Source organism: Pseudomonas sp. GW821-FHT03E01 (assembly GCF_059420765.1).
The window spans coordinates 480,085-499,377 of record NZ_JBWKUI010000001.1 but is presented as its reverse complement, the minus strand read 5'-3'; the positions used below and the strand labels follow the sequence as shown (position 1 = coordinate 499,377).

The following is a 19,293-nucleotide window of genomic DNA, read 5'->3' as shown; positions in this document are numbered from 1 at the left end:
TCAGGGCGCTTTGATTGTTATCGCCCCTTGATCATGCCTCTTTCGGGATGCCTAAGGCCAGCTTGCAACGCGACTGTGCTCAGGCGGGGGCATGCAAGGCATCACCGTATACCGCTTTCATGCTGGTGGCACTCCAGCAGTAACGAACGATTTCGGATTCATCGAAAAAGTCGGTATTAATGATGCTGCAGCGCGTCACCCAGTCCCGGGTGGGATTGAACCAGTCATTGATGTGGTTTTTGATGTCTTGAGGCCCTCCCAGAAACGCGTAGCTGGTGGCCGATAACGACCATAGAAATGTTTCGTATGGCGCGTCTTTGAGTGTGTTGGAAATATGGGTTTTCAAATCCTCGGTGTCGGTAAACCGCTTGTTGATCCACTTGTGTGTAATACGCGGCCAGAAATAATTCTCATCCAGTTCCCGCCGTACGGGCGCCGCTAATATCACCCGGCGGCGAGCACTGATCCGCTTGAGCTCGCCGATCGTTTTTGTGGCGTTGTCGGGCGGTATCACTCGCTGTCCGAGTTGGCTGACCAGAAGCTCATTGAGTTTCTGATAGTCAAAGCGATTGTTACCGTCCCCTAGCTGATGAAAGTCCAAAACCACGAATTCATCCGGGTTTCGGTCCAGGAAAGATGAAACTGCGCTGATGAGTTCATCGAGAACCCGATGTGATTGATATCCATGGTGATGGAAATAGAAAATCGACTGCTCAGCCCCCTCGGTGTAGCCCAGGCGGATATCGAATGCCCGTGCGCCATTGGACAATTGCCATGCAAATGAACCGTTTTGACATGTCGTCCAGTTGCCGACGACCACCTCATAATTAGGCGCCTGTTTATCCATGCCGGCGTTATGGGCGCCGGGCCAGATAACATCAGTCAGTTTTATACGATCGATGTCGAGGGCATTACTCATCCATTTTTGTTTATCCAGCGTGATTACTGCGTTATGGGTCATGACAGTTCCTTGTCGTAGACTCGTCCCTTCCATGGAGGGGACGAGGTCCATGTTTAGGGTGTGGCTGCGTGCCATACCTCTATTGCTCGCCTGCGTAGAAAGGCTTTCATGACCCAGCATAGAAGCGCGCGACTGCATCGCCAGTCACGGAAATACTTGCATAAGAATTAATCCTTTAATGGCTCTGCGCTAGTTGGCGCGCTTGGCCGCTTTACTCAGGTTTGCGGTCAGGCAATACGAAACGATGTTGCTTTCTTCAATGAAGTCGACATTGATAATGTTGCACCGTGTTGCCCAGTCGCTTTTATTCGGGTCAAACCACGAATTAAGCTCATCGTGAATATCTACCGGACCACCGAGAGCGCTATAACTGGTCGCGGACAGGGACCATGGTGCCCATGTGCCTGGCGGAAACTTCAGCACTTTTGTAATGTGCTGTTCCAACTCGGAGGCACTGGTGAGGCCGTTGCCAGACCATTTGTGCTCGATCTGTTCAATGAATAGGTTTTGATCAAGGGCTCTGTTCCTGGGGGCTGCGACCAGTATTCTTTGCAAAGAACTGATTTGTTTGAGTTGACGCAGACTCAGCGACCGGTTTTTGCTGGGAATGATCCGATGACCGAGAAAGTGGATCATCATGTCATTAAAATAAGCGAAGTCAAACGTGCTTCCGCTCAGATCGTGAAAGTCCAGGATGATGAATTCATTGGGGTTTTCCTGAAGGAATTTTTCTACATCGGTTACAAGTTGGCCCAGGGTTCGGTCATTGCGATAATTGTTATGATGACAGCGAAATTTTCCAAGTCCCGGCGCGCGGGCGTCGTAAGTCAGGCGAATATCCAGCGCGCGGGAACCGTTGTGTAGCTGGGAATAAAACGATTTATGCTGACAGGCCAGCCAATGGGCTCCCGGGCCTTGCAGCCAAGTGGCTTTCCAGTCGCTTCCGGCGTTATGGGCGCCTGGCAGTGTCAACTCATTGAGCGACAGTGTATCGATTGCCGGCGTGCTGGCCATCCAGTTTCTAAGTACGTAGTTGTTCTGAACAGTATTGTCCATTTAATGCTTCCTTGCATAGTTTGATAGGTGTTATCGGTTGGCCGAAGTGAGTGGCTGTTACTCACTTCGGTCAATAATTTATAAAGGGAAAGAGCGGGGCGATCAATCGTTGTGATAATGCAAGATATGTGTATTTGGTTGTGCGTAACTTAAGCAGGGTTTCGGTTTTTCGCCTCAATCCATTGCGCCATGTATTGCGTACTTTTATGGTGGTGATGACGCAACATACTACCGGTAAAATTATCGCGTCTAAGTTGAGTCAAGTGCTGTTGGCAGTGCAACAACTTCTTGATCAATGCCGGGCCATGTTCCGACATTTTATATCGATCGGCCAGTAACCTCTGTCCGTGGGATTGGGCCTGCGCCCAAAGCGCTTCATCCTTATACAGGCGCACCGCACAGTCAGCCAGTTCCCGTGCCGTGCGGGCCACGGTCCCAGGCCAGGGATGATTGCCATGCATGGCTTCGGCGCCGATGGGCGTCGTCACCGTGGGGGTGCCACATAACATGGCGTCGACGATCTTGCCTTTGATACCGGCACCGAAGCGTAGAGGCGCCAGACAAATGCGTGCCGCCGACATCACTTGCAAAGCATCTTCTGCCCAGTTCATGACATGAAAACCCTGGGCCGGGTTGTGCAACGCGGTAGCTTTGGGGGGGGTGTAAGCACCGTAGATATGCAACTGAGCCGTGGGCAGTTGCTCGCGGATCAACGGCCAGATGGCTGTTTTCATCCAGAGCACCGCATCCCAGTTCGGCGCATGTCGAAAATTGCCGATGCTGAGAAAGTGCGCCCGATCTTCAAAGGCTGTCGGCGGCACGAGCTCAGGTTCGACCATCAGCGGACACCAGTGCAACAAGTTGCGCGGCAGCTTGAATTGCTCGACCAGCAATTCGATCTCCACTTCAGAGATCATCAGGTTCAAGTCGCAACGGTACAGCGCAGCAATCTCCCGTTTGGCGAGATCGGTATCAGCCATCAGTTCGAACTCTTCGCGCAACGCCGGCGCGAACAAGTCGCTGAAATCATTATTGTCGTCACTGACCTTCAAGCGATCCTTGAGGCGCTGATGCCGGGCGTGCCGCAAGCTTTGCAGATCCGATGTCTCGAGGACACGCAGGGCATCGGGACAGTATTTTTCGACCCGCCAGCCAAACTGCTCCTCCATCATGAACTGATCGAACAGCACTATGTCCGGAGCAAGTTCACTGACGAAGTCGTCGAAACTGCTGTTGTTCAATTCAATCGGAATTTCACGAATGCCCAACGCCGTCAGATCAGCCCGATGTTCGCCGGTGCCGGCCGGGCTACTGAAGGTGACGTCCCAGCCTTGCTGCAAGAATGTTTCAAGGATTTGCATGACGTGCCCACCGGCCGCTGAAGAACGGGGCTCGGGCCAGACGTAACCAATGACCAGGACTTTGGTTGCGTTGAGCTGACTCATGACAGTGTTCCTTGGTGTAGGCGAGGAGGGACGAAGAAAAGGCCGCAATTAAACCACAGGAGGCGATTCCTGTGAGTTTGCGGCCGTTTACTTGAGTCGACGGGAGGTCAGCGCCCCCGTTGACAGAGATTTTCTGTTCCAGGCATCTAGGCGAGTGTAGACAGATTAATGATCACAGCCTCCGTGATGTGCTTACCGGTTGCGGTGTCGAACTTGCTCCTCATCCGGCCCAGGTTTTCGAGAAAGCGCGGGTAATTGGCCGATCGTTGATTCAGCAAGCCAATAGCCAGGGCGTAAGAGTCGGCGTTCAGGAGTGCAGGAGCCTCGGCAACGATCTTGGGCAAGTCTTTTTTAAGCTGGTTAAACTCACGGAACCCCTTGTGATCGGCATCCCGCAATGTGAAAGGATCTAATCCTTCCGGATGCTTCGCCAGATTCATCAACTGAGTCACATCGACATCGCCGGCCTTACCAAATGCGGGATCCGGGTTGCCATACATCAGGTCAATCGTACGTTGTGAGCCATGAGACATCTCATGCACCACGCCATCAGCGATCCGTCCTCTGTCGAACCTTTCCTTTTGGAAAAAGTCAGTCATATTGTCCGAGTAGATCTTAATGAATCGACTGTTAACTGAATCGGCAGGGTAATTCGCTGCTTTCCATCGCGCGAAGGTCTCGGGAAGCATTGCCGCCAGCGCGCCGTCCGAAGGTTTTTTTACAATATCTATGTTCTTCAGGGAGATGTGATTGAGGTCTTTTTTCATTTTGCGTAATGCTTCGGTCAGGTGCTCAACAGTTTGAGCGGAACTGTTGCCGAAGAAATACTTTATTACTGCTTTTACTTCGAAATCAGCACTGTTCGCCACCAGTTGATGCAGTGCGGTGTCAATTTTTGTCTGGGCGATCGGTAAGCTTCTTTTGACATAGGCGGAGACGAAGCTATCCGGCAGGAGTTTCTTGCGAACGTAGGACTTGAAACTCAAGTCGAAGTTTTTGAGTTTCTTTCCCCACGGCTGCCCCAGCCGGTTGAGAGCGTACCAGTCATCCTGCATGCGGACCGCAGACACGACGAAAGAATCTCCAGAGCTACCCAGCGGACGCCAGGTTCCTTGTCCGATATCAGTTCGTTGCGCCGCTTTGATCAAGTCATAAGCGTCAGCACTGCCGGTCAGTCTTCGAAGTTGATGGGTTGCACTTTCCAAAGAGTTCAAGCCAGCCCGACTGATACCCAATACACCTTTCTTTAAATACTTTCCGACGCCCAGGATCAGCTCTTGCGTACCGTCCAGCGGGTTGAACACAGAGTGGAGAAACCCTAGGCCCAACTTGGCTAGCGCTCTGGTCTTCGAGGCCGTGGAAACGGCCTTTGCCGCAACGCTAGCGGCTTTTGCGGCGACGCCAACAACCAGCAAAACGGTCATCGCTAGTTCAAGCGTGCAGGACAACGTACTGCCCCTGTTACGGTCCGGATCGTCGGAGAAGAAGTCTTCGATGCAGGATTTAAAAGGCACAATAATATTAATGAATGTCTCGAATTGTTGTTCTTCCTTTGAGTGTCTTTGCTCCAGTTCTGTTCGGCCCCGTGCGTCTTCTATCAGTTCGTCATACGTCCAGAGGGGGCGATGCTTCAAAATGAAATTTGTCAGGGGGCTGAATTCTTCGCTTTGATAGCTCTCATAATAACCAGGCTTAATAGTGCGTGTTGTTTTTACCGATGCGTTCAATGATCCCAGTTTTTCAATTACCCCATGACTGGACCGGGTGTTGCCGGGTGGAACTCCATGGGTATAGCTCTCTATATCAGTTGGCAAATTGTGGATTTTTTCGGCTTTGCTCAAACTGTTGATGTGATCGGTAAAGTCCAGTCTCGCAGGTTGTGCCAGCAGACCTTCTTTTTGCACAAGTGCTGCCAGTTGAGGGTTCTCCCTGCATTCACCGTGCAAGGTGAACAGTTCATAACAATACAACCGGCCTTCATATTTCGAGCACATCACGACGCCATAGCGACCCGTGGCTTCATCTTTGGCTTTCTGTTTTTCCTGAGGAAACAAATCGGGAGGCTGGATGATGGCAACCGAGGGCCGGATAGTGAAGAAAGTGACTTCACCGCACAGCAAACGAACCCGGTCAGCCGGCGGTAACGCCGACAAAGCCAGCTTGACAATACTGGCCATCGCTTTTTCCAATGGCGCATAAGCCTGGTCAAAACGACGTTTGAAAATCCCCTCCGTAGAGACCAGATTAGGCACAAGGTGCGGAAATCTCTGGTAGAGACTAGGGCTTCTTTTCAAATCCCAGTTCAGTGTCCCCAGATGGTTGGACATGTTGAGCTCTACCATGGACATGGCTAACGGCTCGAAATTGTTGAACTCGTGCCAACCCCGTTGTTTCTCGAACAGTATTTTTTCGTCGATGAAATCGCAGTCCGGCACGATCTGCTCAAGTATCTCCCGGGAAATCGCTTTTCGGCTGGGCAGTGGGGTCGATAACGTGGCGACTGCTTGCGAATAGGCATCCGCAAAGGTCTGATAAGCCTCAATGGCACGATCACCAGAACCTTTATAGTCACTGATCACCTGCTCAAGAGTAATCACGTTGTTCAACAGCGCCCAGTCAATAATCGGGTCTACTGATAGCACGCTGTGCAGAATTTCCTGCTCGTTGTTGACTGGCTCAATCGCTTCAAGTTGCATGACGTTTGCAAATGTCATGGAAAGCACGGAGCCGCAAGCGTTGGCTTCTGCTATGGCAACACCCCGACAGAACGTAATCCATTCGGGGGTGCCCAGTCGCAATGATTCGGGCAGATTTCTTACCAGAAATTCGGGTGCCCTGCCTGCCAGCAGCAAGTAGGCGGCGAGCGTACTGGTGTTAGAAGGAATGTCATGCTCATTCTCAAGATGCCGTTCCAGTTCAGTGAAAACCTCTGGAACCGATTTCTCTATGTTTTCAGGTGCATAAAGGTTGTAACCCGCGATGTGATTTCGACGCTCGTCGCCTCCCGCGTCCGGGTAAATGTCGAGAATAATTGCAGTCATGAGCACCTGCTCGAGGTTCAACTCTGAGACGGACTCACCTGATTTGGATCCGTACCAGTCAAGCGCTTTTAAGTAACTTTCGGACCAGCTTTTGAAATAGGGGTGTACACCCAATTCATGCAGCAGTTCGCGGCAATTCAATCGGTTTGCTGTTTTCGAACGATTTCCCAATGCAATGCTACACAGGTCCACCAGCAGTTTTCCGCGTCCGCCGATGTGCTGAGCGGTCAAGGTACGAATTGTTTGCCTGTCATCCGCCGACAACACCAAAGCCCTGTCCTCACTGCTCGTGATGGCTTCCCAGTAGTTACCCAATGCAGGGGAAGGGTGGTAGTCAAACTCTAGATGTTTGATCAGGTTTTTTATGCGTTTTACATCTTCGGGCAGTTCGTATTCGTGGAATGTGATCCATTGAGCAACACCCAGCCGATTGTCGAAGAACACCACTCTGTCGATGGTTGCTGCAATATCCGCGATTGCAACCAAATCATCATTGAGGTCCGGATCAAGTTTGGTCTTTGCGGTCAATCGTATTTCGCGGCCATTATGGGAGGCGATGATGTGACCTGCATCGACAACATAGAACGAAGCATCGGGATGGACGGAATAGTAGGCGAGCACTTCTTTAAAGGCGGGCTTGTCGATCATGCTCTGTAACATGACAGCGCCGGGGCGCAGCGCCTGTTCGAACGAAGAACCTTCGGTCACTGTAATGAATAGCTCTTCCCAGTCTATCTGCTCATTGTTTTCTTTTCCGGAAATAGCCTTTTTAAGCTGTGCGATGATTTCGCCTCGCTCGATTTTATCGCTCTCAATGCCTTGTTTAAGTCGAGGGGTGATGTCTTGAGGGTTGGATAGTTGCAAATTATAATTCACAGCTGTGTGCTGTTGGTCCATTAGTAGTTCCTTCTACTGGTTGTTGCTTAAAGGTGTGGGGATCCTCTTTTAGTTTAAGTTATTGGGCAACTGGCATTGTATTAGTGCTTGTTTCAGATGGGGTCATAAAGTTGTTGAGGGCGCGGACTGTTCCGTTGCGGAAAAACTAAAAAGCACCGCTCTTTTCAGGAGCAGGTGCTCGGTGCGGCTTAAGCGCTTAGTTACACTTCAAGTATGTCCTTGACCTTATCCCGCAGTTGATCAATCGAGAACGGCTTGCCGATCACATGCATGCCGTCAGGCACCTCGATGCTTTCGGCATAACCGCTGGCGAACAGGATCGGCAACTCGGGGCGCAGCAGGCGTGCCTGTTTCGCCAATTCCCGGCCGTCCATGACCGGCAGCCCCACATCGGTCATCAGCAGGTCGATGTGCTGGTCCTCATCGTTGATGAAATCCAGCGCCTCTTCACAGCCATCGGCCTCAAGTACCCGGTATTCCAGTTCCTCCAGCACATCGACGATCAGCGTGCGCACGATGGCATCGTCTTCGACGACCAGGATGGTGGATGTGTTGGTGGACATAGTGGGGCTCTCAAAGGTTGGATTTACGATAGCGTCGATCGAAATCGCCGGGCTCTTGCATGAGTATGGGACGGATCACGACAAGTTCCCGAGGCGTTACAAAGAACAATAGCCGCACAAGAGCCGCGAAGAATAACCGCTCCTTTGCGCCGGAGCAGTGAAATGCAGGGTATTGCCGAAAAACGTGTCAGAAAAATGGATCCCCTCGGCCGATTTGGGGCAGACTCGATGGCATCCAACAGTTCGACAAGGCTTCCCATGACCTCTGCGCCTGCGGTTGATGAGCAACGATTCCGTAAACTCCTGAGCCGCAACGTCAGCCTGCCGTTGGGTGTCGGTGTCATCAGCGCGGCGTTCTTTGTCTTGCTGATCACCTATCTGCTGTCGGTGATCCAGTGGGTCCAGCACTCGGACCGGGTGATCAATAATGCCAATGAAGCGGTAAAACTGACCGTCGATCTGGAAACCGGTATGCGCGGTTTCCTGCTCAGTGGCGACGAGCAATTTCTCGAGCCCTATGAGACGGCCAAGCCAAGAATAACGGTCGCCCTCAATACCTTGCTCGAACTGACCGCGGACAATTCGGTGCAAACCGACCGCCTGCACCGGCTCCAGGCCTTGCAGACGGAATGGGCCAATTACGCGCAATCGATAATCGATTTGCAGCGCGCAGGCGGTGATTACCGCAGCGTCGTCAAGGTCGGGCGCGGCAAACGGTTGACCGATGAGATCCGCAAGCAATTCGAAGACGTGATCGACATGGAGCAGCAGTTGCGTGCCACGCGCAATGAAGAAGTGCGAAGCGCCACAATCTGGAGCATCGCCCTTTATCTGTTGTTCGTAGCCGGTATCAGCGGATTGCTGGCCTATGTCGGCCGCCGGGATCTACTCAATCTGTCCCGCAGCTACAGCGTCAACCTCGCCGCGCAACAGGCCAGCGCCCGGCGTCTGGAACAGCAGGCCTGGTTGCGCAATGGCCAGACCGAACTGGCCGAGCAAGTCCTGGGGCAGTTATCGCTCAATCTGTTGGGCCGCAATATCCTGCAGTTCTGCGCGCAATACCTGGGCAGCGCCGTCGCGGCGATCTATGTCCGTGAGGAGCATGGTGGCCTGAAGCGCATCGCGTCTTACGGTTTCTCCCGGGAACAGGAAGCACTTGAGCAGCAGATTTACAATGGCGAAGGGATTGTCGGCCAGGTGGCGCAACAGGCGCGCCTGATTCGTCTTGATGAGGTGCCAGGGGACTACTTCAAAGTCAGCTCCGGCCTGGGCGAAGGTTTACCACGCAGTGTACTGGCGGTGCCGACCAGCGATGACGATCGCGTCAACGGGGTGATCGAACTCGGTTTCCTGCGACCGCTGACAGATCGTGACATCGAGTTGCTCGAACTGGTTGCCGGCAACATCGGCACCTCGATCGAAGCGGCGCGCTATCGCCAGCGCTTACAGGAAGTGCTGGCCGAAACCCAGCAACTCAATGAAGAGTTGCAGGTTCAGCAAGAAGAACTCAAGAGCGCCAATGAAGAGCTGGAAGAGCAGTCGCGGGTTCTCAAGGAGTCCCAGGCTCACCTGGAAACCCAGCAGATCGAGCTGGAGCAAACCAACGAGCAACTCGCCGAACAGGCGCAGATCCTGGCCGAGCAACGCGATGCCATGGACCTGAAGAACAGCCAGCTGAATCAGGCCCAGCTTGAGCTCGAGGCCCGCGCCGAAGAATTGCAGCGTGCCAGCAAGTACAAATCCGAATTCCTTGCCAACATGTCCCACGAATTGCGCACGCCGCTGAACAGTTCGTTGATTCTGGCGAAATTGCTGGCGGAAAACCCGCAGGAAAACCTCAGCGCCGAGCAGGTCAAGTTCGCCGAGTCGATCTATTCCGCCGGCAACGACTTGCTCAACCTGATCAACGACATTCTCGACATTTCCAAGGTTGAGGCCGGCAAGCTTGAGGTGCGTCCGGAGAACACCAGCGTTGCGCGCCTGGTGGAAGGCCTGCGAGGAATGTTCGAGCCGTTGGCCGCGGACAAGAAACTGGATTTTGAAGTCGAATTGCGTGCTGACGCACCGCTGATGCTGTTCACCGATCGCCAGCGCCTGGAGCAAGTGATCAAGAACCTGTTGTCCAACGCGGTGAAGTTCACCGAAAAGGGCACAGTCAGCCTGATTGTCGCGGCTCAGCCAGGCGAGGGCATCGCCTTTATCGTCCGTGATACCGGGATCGGCATTGCGCCGGATCATCAGGACAGCATTTTTGAAGCCTTCCGTCAGGCCGACGGCACTACTAACCGTCGTTACGGCGGAACCGGCCTGGGCCTGTCGATTTCTCGTGATCTGGCCACCTTGCTGGGCGGCTCCGTCAGCCTGACCAGCACGCCGGGGCAGGGCAGTGTGTTCACCCTGGTGTTGCCGCAGCACTACATCGAACCGGGCGATGCGCCTGTCGAAACGATGAAAGCTACGCCGGTGACCATGCCGCAAGCCATCGTGGTTACCGCGCCTGTGCCGCTGGTTGCCGAGGTCGAAATCGCGCGTTTCGATGATGATCGCTACGGGGCGCCGTTCGCCACTCGTTGCATCCTGGTGGTGGAAGATGAGCCGGACTTTGCGCACATCCTCTACGATCTGGCCCATGAACTGGGTTATCAGTGCCTGGTGGCCTACGGCGCCGATGAAGGCTACGACCTGGCCAGGCAATTCATCCCCGACGCGATCCTGCTGGACATGCGCCTGCCGGATCATTCCGGGCTGACGGTGTTGCAGCGCCTGAAAGAGCAAGCCGAAACCCGGCACATTCCCGTGCATGTGATCTCGGTCGAAGACCGTGTCGAGGCCGCCATGCACATGGGCGCCATCGGTTACGCGGTCAAACCGACTACGCGCGAGGAGCTCAAGGAGGTGTTTGCCCGCCTCGAAGCCAAACTGACCCAGAAGGTCAAACGCATATTGCTGGTCGAAGACGACGATCTGCAGCGTGACAGCATCGCCCGATTGATCGGCGACGAGGACGTCGAAATCACTGCCGTCGGCCTGGCGCAGGATGCACTCGATTTGCTGCGCACCACGATTTTCGACTGCATGATCATCGACCTGAAACTGCCGGACATGCTTGGCAACGACTTGCTCAAGCGCATGTCCTGCGAGGATATCTGCTCGTTTCCACCGGTGATCGTCTATACCGGACGCAACCTGACCCGGGACGAAGAGGCCGAGCTGCGCAAGTATTCGCGCTCGATCATCATCAAGGGCGCGCGTTCGCCCGAGCGGTTGCTGGATGAAGTGACACTCTTCCTGCACAAGGTCGAATCCCGCTTATCCCATGAACGCCAGACCATGCTCAAGACCGCCCGCAGCCGCGACAAGGTGTTCGAGGGGCGCAAAGTGCTGCTGGTGGACGACGATGTACGCAATATCTTCGCCCTGACCAGTGCGCTGGAGCAGAAGGGTGCGGTGGTGGTGATTGGCCGTAACGGTCGTGAAGCAATTGAGCGATTAAATGAAGTCGAGGACATCGACCTGGTGCTGATGGACGTGATGATGCCGGAAATGGATGGTTTCGAAGCCACTCTGGAAATCCGCAAGGATCTGCGCTGGCGCAAGCTGCCGATCATTGCGGTGACGGCCAAGGCGATGAAGGACGATCAGGAGCGCTGCTTGCAGGCCGGCTCCAACGACTACCTGGCCAAGCCCATCGACCTGGATCGCCTGTTCTCGCTGATTCGTGTGTGGTTACCGAAGATGGAACGCCTCTAATGGAGCGCAGCGAAATCGAACTGAGGTTGTTGATCGAAGCGATCTACCTCAAATACAGCTACGATTTTCGCGATTACTCCGGCGCGTCGATCAAGCGTCGGGTCAACCATGCATTGAGCCAATTCGAGTGCAATACCATCTCGGCGCTGCAAGAGAAGGTCCTGCACGACCCAACCGCGTTCATGCAGCTGCTGCAATTGCTGACGATTCCGGTCAGCGAAATGTTTCGCGACCCTTCGCACTTCCTGGCGCTGCGTCAGGAAGTGGTGCCGCTGCTCAAGACCTATCCGTCGATCAAGGTCTGGATTGCTGGTTGCAGCACCGGCGAAGAGGTCTATTCGATGGCGATCCTGCTGCGCGAAGAAGGCTTGCTGGAGCGCACCATCATCTACGCCACCGACATCAACCCGCGCTCGCTGGATAAAGCCAGGCAGGGGATTTTCTCCCTGCAGAATGTTCGGGCCTACACTCACAATTATCAGCAGGCCGGTGGTCAGCGTTCGTTCGCCGATTACTACACGGCGGCTTATGACTACGCGATTTTCGACAAGAGCCTGTGCGACAACGTAACGTTCGCCGATCACAGCCTGGCCACTGATAGCGTATTCTCCGAAACTCAATTGATTTCGTGTCGTAATGTGCTGATTTACTTCAACAAAAAGCTTCAGGATCGAACGTTCGGCTTGTTTCACGAATCTTTGTGTCATCGGGGCTTTCTGGCACTGGGCAGCAAGGAAACCCTGGATTTTTCGGCCTATGGCAATCAGTTTGAGCCGTTGGTCAAACAAGAAAGGATCTACCGCAAATCATGAACCGTGCAGGTATTCCTTGTGTAGAAGCTATCGTGATCGGCGCTTCGGCCGTCTTCGTGTCGAGCGGGAACAAATCCCATGCTAAGTAACATCCAGGCCAAATTGCTGATCGTCGACGACCTGCCGGAGAACCTGCTGGCGCTTGAGGCGTTGATCAAGCGGCAGGACCTCATCGTCTACAAGGCCTTGTCCGCCGACGAAGCCTTGTCGTTGTTGTTGCAGCACGAATTCGCGCTGGCCATTCTCGATGTGCAGATGCCCGGCATGAACGGCTTTGAGTTGGCCGAGTTGATGCGCGGCACGGAAAAAACCAAAAGCATCCCGATTGTGTTCGTCAGTGCCGCTGGCCGTGATCTCAACTACGCATTCAAGGGCTACGAAAGCGGAGCCGTGGACTTTCTGCACAAGCCGCTGGATGTTCACGCGGTCAAGAGCAAGGTCAATGTCTTCGTCGATCTGTATCGCCAGAGCAAGGCGATGAAGCAACAGGTCGAAGCCCTGGAGCAAAGTCGCCGCGAACAGGGGGCGTTGCTCGAACAGTTGCAGAACACCCAGAAAGAACTGAAGCAGGCGGTGCGCATGCGCGATGACTTCATGTCCATCGTTGCGCATGAAGTCCGTACACCGCTCAATGGCCTGATCCTCGAAACCCAGTTGCGCAAAATGCACCTGGCCCGGGATAACGCCGCGGCGTTCACCCTGGACAAAATGCACGCCATGGTCGAGCGCGACGAACGGCAGATCAAAAGCTTGATCCGCCTGATCGAAGACATGCTTGATGTGTCGCGGATCCGCACCGGCAAGCTGTCTATCCGCCCCAGTCGGTTTGACCTGGTGCAACTGGTGCACAATCTTTTGCAGAACTTCGCACCGCAGGTTGAGGCCGCAGAGTCGTCAGTCAGCTTGATCGCCGACCAGCCCGTGATGGGCGACTGGGACGAGTTTCGTATCGAACAAGTGATTTGCAATCTGCTGACTAATGCGTTGCGCTATGGTGCCAAGAGCGCGATCGACGTTCGCGTGTACAATCACCACGGGCAAGCGCGGGTTGAGGTTCAGGATCGCGGTATCGGGATCGGTGTAGAGAATCAACAGCGCATTTTTCAGCAGTTCGAGCGGGTTTCCACCAGGGCCGTGGTGGCGGGGCTGGGCCTGGGGTTGTTTATTTCGCAGCAGATTGTCGCCGCCCATGGTGGCTCCATTACCGTCGAGAGCCGGATTGGCGAAGGCGCCTTGTTTCGCGTTTGTCTGCCGCTGCAGGAAAACAGCCCGATGAACGCAACCTCTGATTGACCACATGGTCGTATCAGCAGCTATTGACCGAACAAAGGTTTTCCATGAGTGAAGATGCACAAGACGTGGTACTGATCGTTGAAGATGACCCTTCGATTTTGATGGTGCTGTCCGCTTATTTGTCGGGTGAAGGTTACCGGGTGCTGCAAGCCGAAAATGGTGAGCAGGCCTTTGAGATCCTGGCGAGCAAACCAAACCTGGACATGATGATCACCGATTTCCGCCTGCCTGGCGGGATTTCTGGCGTGCAAATCGCCGAACCAGCCGTGAAGCTGCGACCGGAACTCAAGGTGATCTTCATCAGCGGTTACCCGCAGGAAATCCGCGAGACCGACAGCCCGATCACCCGCAAGGCACCGATCCTGGCCAAGCCATTCGATCTGGATGTGTTGCAACAGATCATGCAGGACATGCTCTCCTGAAGCTGCGTCGACGGTTGTGTCGTACGGCCCCCTTTAGGGGCTGCCGAAGGCTCGGGCCGCGTTCGGACGATCTTTTGATCTTGATTAAAGCCCTTGCTGCAATGCCGGATCATCCGGATTGAGCTGCTCGAGCTGCGCCAACAGGATCTGTACGTTCTGCAACTGTCCGCTTTCCTTCCAATAGTTGATCAACAGCACGCGCGCTTTGCGATCGGCCGGGTGGCGCTGGACGATTTCCTGCAGCTGTTTCTGCGCGGCCTCCAGCTCTTGTTCACCATGCAACGTGGTGGCCAGGTCGTAGCGGTAATCCTTATTGTCGGGTTCAAGCTCCACGGCTTTGGACAGCCCGAGCAAGGCGAACTCACTTTGCCCGTGATGCAGCAACCAGAGCCCCAACGCATGTTGCAAGTAGGCCGAATCGGGCTGGGCCTTTAACTGCTTCGCCAACAATTGCTGGGCGGCATCGCTTTGGCCCAGTCGATCCAGCACGTCAATCTGCATCACCAGTGCCGGCAAGTTGCCGGGCGCCAGTTGCAACGTGCGCTCCAATGCCTGCTGCGCGTCCTTCAGTTCGGCATTATGCAAATGCAGGCGCGCCAGTTGGTACTGGGTGTCGGCGCTTTCCGGCTGCTGCTTGAGGACCTGCTCCCAAGCGTCAATGGCTTGCTCCAGGGGGCCGAAATACAACCCCAGCTCATCCGGAGACAGCCCCAGCAAGGCGTTGACCGCCGCAAACCGGACGCTTGGGTCGCTGTCATCGAGCAAGGGCCCGAGCAACAGACTTCGCTGTCCATTGGGCACTAAACCGCTGATGCTTTTGATCGCCGCGATGCGTACCTCCGCCGATGGATGTTGCAGGTCCGCATCCGCCAGTTTCAAGGCTTGCGGGCTGGGGTAGTTGGGCAGTTCGGCATGCAGCCAAACGCGGCGTTTGTCGGACAGGTCAGGGCGGCCCAATTGCTGGTAAAGAACCCGCGCCGCCCCCGGTTGACCCGTGCGTGCCTGGGTCAGCGCTTCGCTGTAGCCGCGTCGAATTGCCTCCGGCACCACGGGCGTCGTGCTGCGCAAAAAAAACCAGGCAAGGGCGAGGGCAAACAGTGCACAGAGGCTGATGAGCAGATAGCGGCGGGACTGAGGCATGCAGGAATCCGGGAGCTGACAGGCTTTTACAAGGTCACCAGCTTCGGTCAGGCCGGGCTGTGAGTCAAACCCTGGCTCAGTTCAGCACGTAGTCATCGGGCTCAAGGGCCGGTGGCAAGTCGGTTTGCCCCAGCGCTGCCAGCACTTCGCGCTCCAGCGTGCGCAAAATCGCATTGCACGGCAGATCGTTCTCATCGAAGCCGAACGGGTCTTCCAGATCGTCGCCGATTTCGTCGAGGCCGAAAAAGGTGTAGCTGACAATGGCGGTAATCACCGGTGTCAGCCAGCCAAGAGGTTCGGCCATGGCGAACGGCAACAGGATGCAGAACAGGTAGATGGTGCGGTGCAGCAACAGGGTGTAGGGGAAGGGCAGCGGCGTACTTTTGATGCGTTCGCAACTGGCCTGGACCTGACTGAGGCTGACCAGTCGCGTTTCCAGTTGGGTGTAACGCCATTCGCTGATCTGGCCGCGCTCGGCAAGTGCCGAGCACCGGACGCCAATCCGCTGCAAGAGCGCGTCAGTGATGTTCGGATGCGCTGCGTCCACGGCATCCTGCGTCCACGGCTTGATGGCGCCCATCTCGTTTTCAACGCGCAGGCGGGCGATCAGGCCATGGGCGAACCCGCAGAGTTCACGCAGCATAAGTTCACGTTCGGCCGCCGCCATCAGCCCCTGGGTTTGACGAATCAACGATCGCACTTCGATGATCAACTGCCCCAGATGCTTGCGGCCCTCCCACCAGCGGTCGTAGCAGGCATTGTTGCGAAAACTCATGAAGATCGACAACGACAGACCCAGCAGGGTGAACGGCGTGGCGTTGACCTTGGAGAAATACGCCGGGTGCCAGATCTCCACCAGCACGATTACCGACGCCAGCAGCGTCACCAACAGACTGCGCAAGGCAATGCGCTTGGCAATCGAGCCTTTAAGGGAAAACAACATGCCGAGCAGATTCGGCTTGGGACGCACAATCATGGGCAGGGGCTTTATAGAGAGAGTGATGCATGCGCAGCGATTTCAGCCTAGGGGCATGGGGGGATCCTGTCCAATCGCTTTGGCTGACGAAGTGATCGACGGGCTCTATCAGCGCAGGCGTGTCCATCGGCGAAATGGCCTACAGGTCTTGTCGACATTGAAACTCGTCGAAGCAAGGAAGCAATGACTACGCTTGCAGGAGACTACTCGATGAGCGCACTCATGCAACCGTTGCTTCAATACTTCAAGGCGATTCTCAACCCCGGACGCGAGGTGCTGCTGTTTGCCCTGAGAACCATCGTGGCCGGGTTGCTGACGCTGTACCTGGCCTTTGTGTTCGACCTCGACCAGCCCAAGTGGTCGATCATGGCGGTGATCATTGTCAGTCAGCCATTGGGCGGCATGGCCCTGGCCCGAAGTTTCGGCCAGATCATCGGCACCACGTTGGGCGCGGCAGTCGCGGTGTTGATCATGGCCATTTTCCCCCAGGCGCCGCTGCCCTTCATCATCACCCTGGCCTTGTGGTTGGCGCTGTGTACCGCCGGCGGCACCTTGTTGCGCTACACCAGTTCCCAAGCGTTTGTCCTGAGCGGTTACACGGCGGTGGTGGTGGCACTGCTGGCGCAACCCGATCAGGAGGGTACGTTCCTGCTGGCAGTCACTCGCGTGACAGAAACATTGCTGGCGGTGGCCTGCGTGTGCGTTGTCAGCCTTCTGACGGCGCGACCGGAGGCGGTGGCCAAGGGTTACTTCGCCAAGATCGATCAAGTGATCAAACTGCTCGCGACTCACGCGGCAGCGGTGATTCGAACCGAGGAAAGCGAGGCCGATTTCCACAAGCGGCAAATGCAACTGTTGGGCGAGATCAGCGCCCTTGAAGGGCTGCGTCGACATTTGTACTTCGATGCACCACGGTTGCGCAGTTCCAATAGCCTGGTGCAATTGCTTGGCAATCAACTGGTGCTGCTGACTTCGCGGCTGACGGCTTTGCGTCACCAGCGGCAATTACTCACCGAACGTTGGGAAGGCGCGCTGCCGGAAGAGATACAGCGTTTGCGCAGCGAGGAACTGGCATTCCTTGATGAGCTGGCCGTGCAAGGTCGCTCATTGTCGATTGAGGCGCGGCATCATTTTTTGACGCTGCAACAGCGTTTCGATGACCAGGCCTACAAGGCCGAACAACTCACCGAGACGATGCCTGCCACGCTGCGTTCATTGGCCTGGGCACTGCGCTGGGAGCAGGCACGGATGTTGGAGCAACTGGGGCAGATTCTGGAACTGAGTGACGCGATCCAGGAAGGACGGGAAGCCAGTTGCGTGTTCCGCGGCCAGGACAACCCGTTGCATCTGGACTTCACGTTGGCAGCAATGAACGCAATCCGGGCATTTACCGCGTTGCTGGTGGCGGGGCTGATCTGGATCGAGACTGCTTGGGATGGGGCCCGTGGCGGGATGATTGTAGTGGGGATTCTCTGTTCGCTGATGGCGACTTTTCCGCGACCGTTGCTGGCCAGTCAAAGCTTTGCCAGGGGGCTGGGTCTGGCCTTGGTGGTGTCGGCGTTCTATCTGTTCATGCTGATGCCGATGATCAGTGACTTCGAGTTGCTCGCCTTGTTGTTTACGCCATTGCTGTACGCGGTCGCGGTGGGGCTGGCCAGTCCGCCAACCACTGGCACAGGCATTGGTCTTGGACTGACGACCATGCTGTTGCTGGGGCCGCAAAACGCAGGAATCGGCCAAAACAATGCCATTCAGTGGTTCGAGTTTGCCGGTGCGTATATCTGCGCGGCCGCGATGGCGCTCAGCGTGTATGCCTTGATCTTCCCGTTCAGGCCCGATTTACGAATGCGCCGGCTGTTCAATGAAAGCTGCGAGCAGGTCTACGCTTTGTTGAAGACGCCGGCCACCGATGAACAGCAATTTGCGTTTGAAAGCCGTATGGTCGATCGCCTGACCATGATGTTGGGACTATTGCCGGCGACCAGCGACAAGCACTCTCGCGAGCTGTTCGAAGTCAGCCTCGGGTGCATGGCACTGGGGGTGGCATTGAACCAGCTCAGGCAGCAGGGGCAGAGCAATGCGTTGTTGAGTACGCAACAACAGAACCGTTTGCTGGCGGCAGTCCGAGAGACAGGGCGATTGATCGCCGGGCGACCCGGGGTTGACCTTGTGCAGTTGCTCGGAAGCTTGCATGTCTTGGGCGATGAAATGGACGACTTGCATCTAGACGTACATGAACACCTGTGGTCGGTATTCAGGATGCGCGTGGCGTTGTTGATCGTGGTGTCGTTTCTGGAGCGCCATCGCAAATACTTTCAACCCGCAGACAAGGAAGGAGTGCCAGCCCTTGCCCATTGATCTGGAAGTGGGGGGCGTCTATCTGCCGCCAATCGCCCAGGCGCTGTTGCTGGCCTTGCCGATTTTTCTGCTGTTGGACTGGACCTTGCGCCGCCTGGGGGTATTGCGATTTGTCTGGCATGAAGCCCTGTTCGAAGGCGCGTTGTATGCCTGCGTATGCGCAACGTTGATTCTGGTGATGGGCGCCTGAGCTGTAATTTCAACTGGGGCCATTAACGTTGAACCGCGCATCAGCTTCTGAGCGGACTCTGTGCGTTGGCGTACAGACTCGTGCCTGTGAATACACTCAATCTGGGCTCTGTCAGATTGCTGGACGCGCTTTGAGCGATAGTCAACCAGCCAGTTTCTTCATGCGTCCGAGGAGATAGCCATGAGCTTGGGCACAATTCTGTTAATTATTCTCATCCTGCTGTTGATCGGTGCGTTCCCGAGTTGGCCGCATAGCAGGAGCTGGGGATACGGGCCAAGCGGTGGGTTGGGCATTGTGGTGATCATCGTCATCGTGCTGCTGCTAATGGGGCGGCTTTGATTGACTGGCGCCGGGCTTGACTGAACAGCGGCATGTTGCTGTTTCGAGCC

Annotated in this window: 14 protein-coding genes; 7 read left to right on the top strand and 7 right to left on the bottom strand. The window is 55.3% G+C overall.

What is annotated here, in order from left to right:
• Nucleotides 1-79: 79 nt before the first annotated feature.
• The 5 genes from AC07VO_RS02240 to AC07VO_RS02220 form a co-directional block, all read right to left on the bottom strand.
• Nucleotides 80-961 (bottom strand): phosphatidylinositol-specific phospholipase C domain-containing protein, encoded by an 882-nt coding sequence (locus AC07VO_RS02240; RefSeq protein WP_018926035.1) that lies wholly within the window; start codon nt 959-961, stop codon nt 80-82.
• Nucleotides 962-1,150: 189 nt separating this feature from the next.
• Nucleotides 1,151-2,017 (bottom strand): phosphatidylinositol-specific phospholipase C domain-containing protein, encoded by an 867-nt coding sequence (locus AC07VO_RS02235; RefSeq protein WP_192350589.1) that lies wholly within the window; start codon nt 2,015-2,017, stop codon nt 1,151-1,153.
• A gap of 149 nt (nt 2,018-2,166) precedes the next feature.
• Nucleotides 2,167-3,462 carry a glycosyltransferase gene (locus tag AC07VO_RS02230; protein ID WP_018926033.1) on the bottom strand — a complete coding sequence of 432 codons (1,296 nt, stop codon included), beginning with the start codon at nt 3,460-3,462 and terminating at the stop codon, nt 2,167-2,169.
• A gap of 146 nt (nt 3,463-3,608) precedes the next feature.
• Nucleotides 3,609-7,400: a M35 family metalloendopeptidase gene (locus AC07VO_RS02225; RefSeq protein ID WP_495007468.1), complete on the bottom strand. Its 3,792-nt coding sequence runs from the start codon at nt 7,398-7,400 to the stop codon at nt 3,609-3,611.
• Between the two features lie 200 nt (nt 7,401-7,600).
• Nucleotides 7,601-7,963 carry a response regulator gene (locus AC07VO_RS02220; RefSeq protein ID WP_018926031.1) on the bottom strand — a complete coding sequence of 121 codons (363 nt, stop codon included), beginning with the start codon at nt 7,961-7,963 and terminating at the stop codon, nt 7,601-7,603.
• A 258-nt stretch (nt 7,964-8,221) separates the two neighbouring features.
• Here AC07VO_RS02220 and AC07VO_RS02215 point away from each other — a divergent pair, with 258 nt between their 5' ends.
• The 4 genes from AC07VO_RS02215 (at nt 8,222) to AC07VO_RS02200 (ending at nt 14,240) form a co-directional block, all read left to right on the top strand.
• Nucleotides 8,222-11,713, top strand: coding sequence for a response regulator (locus AC07VO_RS02215; protein WP_192350585.1), 3,492 nt, complete (start codon nt 8,222-8,224; stop codon nt 11,711-11,713).
• Nucleotides 11,713-12,525: a CheR family methyltransferase gene (locus AC07VO_RS02210; protein ID WP_018926029.1), complete on the top strand. Its 813-nt coding sequence runs from the start codon at nt 11,713-11,715 to the stop codon at nt 12,523-12,525. Before AC07VO_RS02215 ends, AC07VO_RS02210 begins: the two co-directional genes overlap by 1 nt.
• 78 nt (nt 12,526-12,603) lie before the next feature.
• Nucleotides 12,604-13,818, top strand: a complete 1,215-nt coding sequence (locus AC07VO_RS02205) for a hybrid sensor histidine kinase/response regulator (RefSeq protein ID WP_018926028.1) — start codon at nt 12,604-12,606, stop codon at nt 13,816-13,818.
• Nucleotides 13,819-13,862: 44 nt separating this feature from the next.
• Nucleotides 13,863-14,240 carry a response regulator gene (locus tag AC07VO_RS02200; protein ID WP_018926027.1) on the top strand — a complete coding sequence of 126 codons (378 nt, stop codon included), beginning with the start codon at nt 13,863-13,865 and terminating at the stop codon, nt 14,238-14,240.
• Between the two features lie 84 nt (nt 14,241-14,324).
• Here the strand turns inward: AC07VO_RS02200 and AC07VO_RS02195 are convergent, their stop codons facing one another.
• Nucleotides 14,325-15,380, bottom strand: coding sequence for a tetratricopeptide repeat protein (locus AC07VO_RS02195; protein WP_192350583.1), 1,056 nt, complete (start codon nt 15,378-15,380; stop codon nt 14,325-14,327).
• Nucleotides 15,381-15,456: 76 nt separating this feature from the next.
• Nucleotides 15,457-16,356 carry a bestrophin family protein gene (locus tag AC07VO_RS02190; protein ID WP_018926025.1) on the bottom strand — a complete coding sequence of 300 codons (900 nt, stop codon included), beginning with the start codon at nt 16,354-16,356 and terminating at the stop codon, nt 15,457-15,459.
• A gap of 210 nt (nt 16,357-16,566) precedes the next feature.
• On the opposite strand from AC07VO_RS02190, the gene AC07VO_RS02185 reads away from it, so the two are divergent.
• From AC07VO_RS02185 to AC07VO_RS02175, 3 genes are all read left to right on the top strand, one after another.
• Nucleotides 16,567-18,714 (top strand): FUSC family protein, encoded by a 2,148-nt coding sequence (locus AC07VO_RS02185; RefSeq protein WP_192350581.1) that lies wholly within the window; start codon nt 16,567-16,569, stop codon nt 18,712-18,714.
• Nucleotides 18,704-18,904 (top strand): DUF1656 domain-containing protein, encoded by a 201-nt coding sequence (locus AC07VO_RS02180; RefSeq protein ID WP_008026537.1) that lies wholly within the window; start codon nt 18,704-18,706, stop codon nt 18,902-18,904. The genes AC07VO_RS02185 and AC07VO_RS02180 overlap by 11 nt, the downstream gene beginning before the upstream one ends.
• Nucleotides 18,905-19,084: 180 nt before the next feature.
• Entirely contained in the window at nt 19,085-19,243 is a 159-nt protein-coding gene (locus AC07VO_RS02175; RefSeq protein WP_105341824.1) for a DUF3309 family protein, read from the top strand.
• Nucleotides 19,244-19,293: the final 50 nt, after the last annotated feature.

Excerpts from the sequence above, each read along its gene's own strand:
- AC07VO_RS02220 (WP_018926031.1), bottom strand. The coding sequence starts at position 7,963 with ATGTCCACCAACACATCCACCATCCTGGTCGTCGAAGACGATGCCATC.
- AC07VO_RS02190 (WP_018926025.1), bottom strand. The coding sequence starts at position 16,356 with ATGATTGTGCGTCCCAAGCCGAATCTGCTCGGCATGTTGTTTTCCCTT.
- AC07VO_RS02200 (WP_018926027.1), top strand. The coding sequence starts at position 13,863 with ATGAGTGAAGATGCACAAGACGTGGTACTGATCGTTGAAGATGACCCT.
- AC07VO_RS02235 (WP_192350589.1), bottom strand. The coding sequence starts at position 2,017 with ATGGACAATACTGTTCAGAACAACTACGTACTTAGAAACTGGATGGCC.
- AC07VO_RS02185 (WP_192350581.1), top strand. The coding sequence starts at position 16,567 with ATGAGCGCACTCATGCAACCGTTGCTTCAATACTTCAAGGCGATTCTC.
- AC07VO_RS02205 (WP_018926028.1), top strand. The coding sequence starts at position 12,604 with ATGCTAAGTAACATCCAGGCCAAATTGCTGATCGTCGACGACCTGCCG.
- AC07VO_RS02240 (WP_018926035.1), bottom strand. The coding sequence starts at position 961 with ATGACCCATAACGCAGTAATCACGCTGGATAAACAAAAATGGATGAGT.
- AC07VO_RS02175 (WP_105341824.1), top strand. The coding sequence starts at position 19,085 with ATGAGCTTGGGCACAATTCTGTTAATTATTCTCATCCTGCTGTTGATC.
- AC07VO_RS02215 (WP_192350585.1), top strand. The coding sequence starts at position 8,222 with ATGACCTCTGCGCCTGCGGTTGATGAGCAACGATTCCGTAAACTCCTG.
- AC07VO_RS02195 (WP_192350583.1), bottom strand. The coding sequence starts at position 15,380 with ATGCCTCAGTCCCGCCGCTATCTGCTCATCAGCCTCTGTGCACTGTTT.
- AC07VO_RS02210 (WP_018926029.1), top strand. The coding sequence starts at position 11,713 with ATGGAGCGCAGCGAAATCGAACTGAGGTTGTTGATCGAAGCGATCTAC.
- AC07VO_RS02225 (WP_495007468.1), bottom strand. The coding sequence starts at position 7,400 with ATGGACCAACAGCACACAGCTGTGAATTATAATTTGCAACTATCCAAC.
- AC07VO_RS02230 (WP_018926033.1), bottom strand. The coding sequence starts at position 3,462 with ATGAGTCAGCTCAACGCAACCAAAGTCCTGGTCATTGGTTACGTCTGG.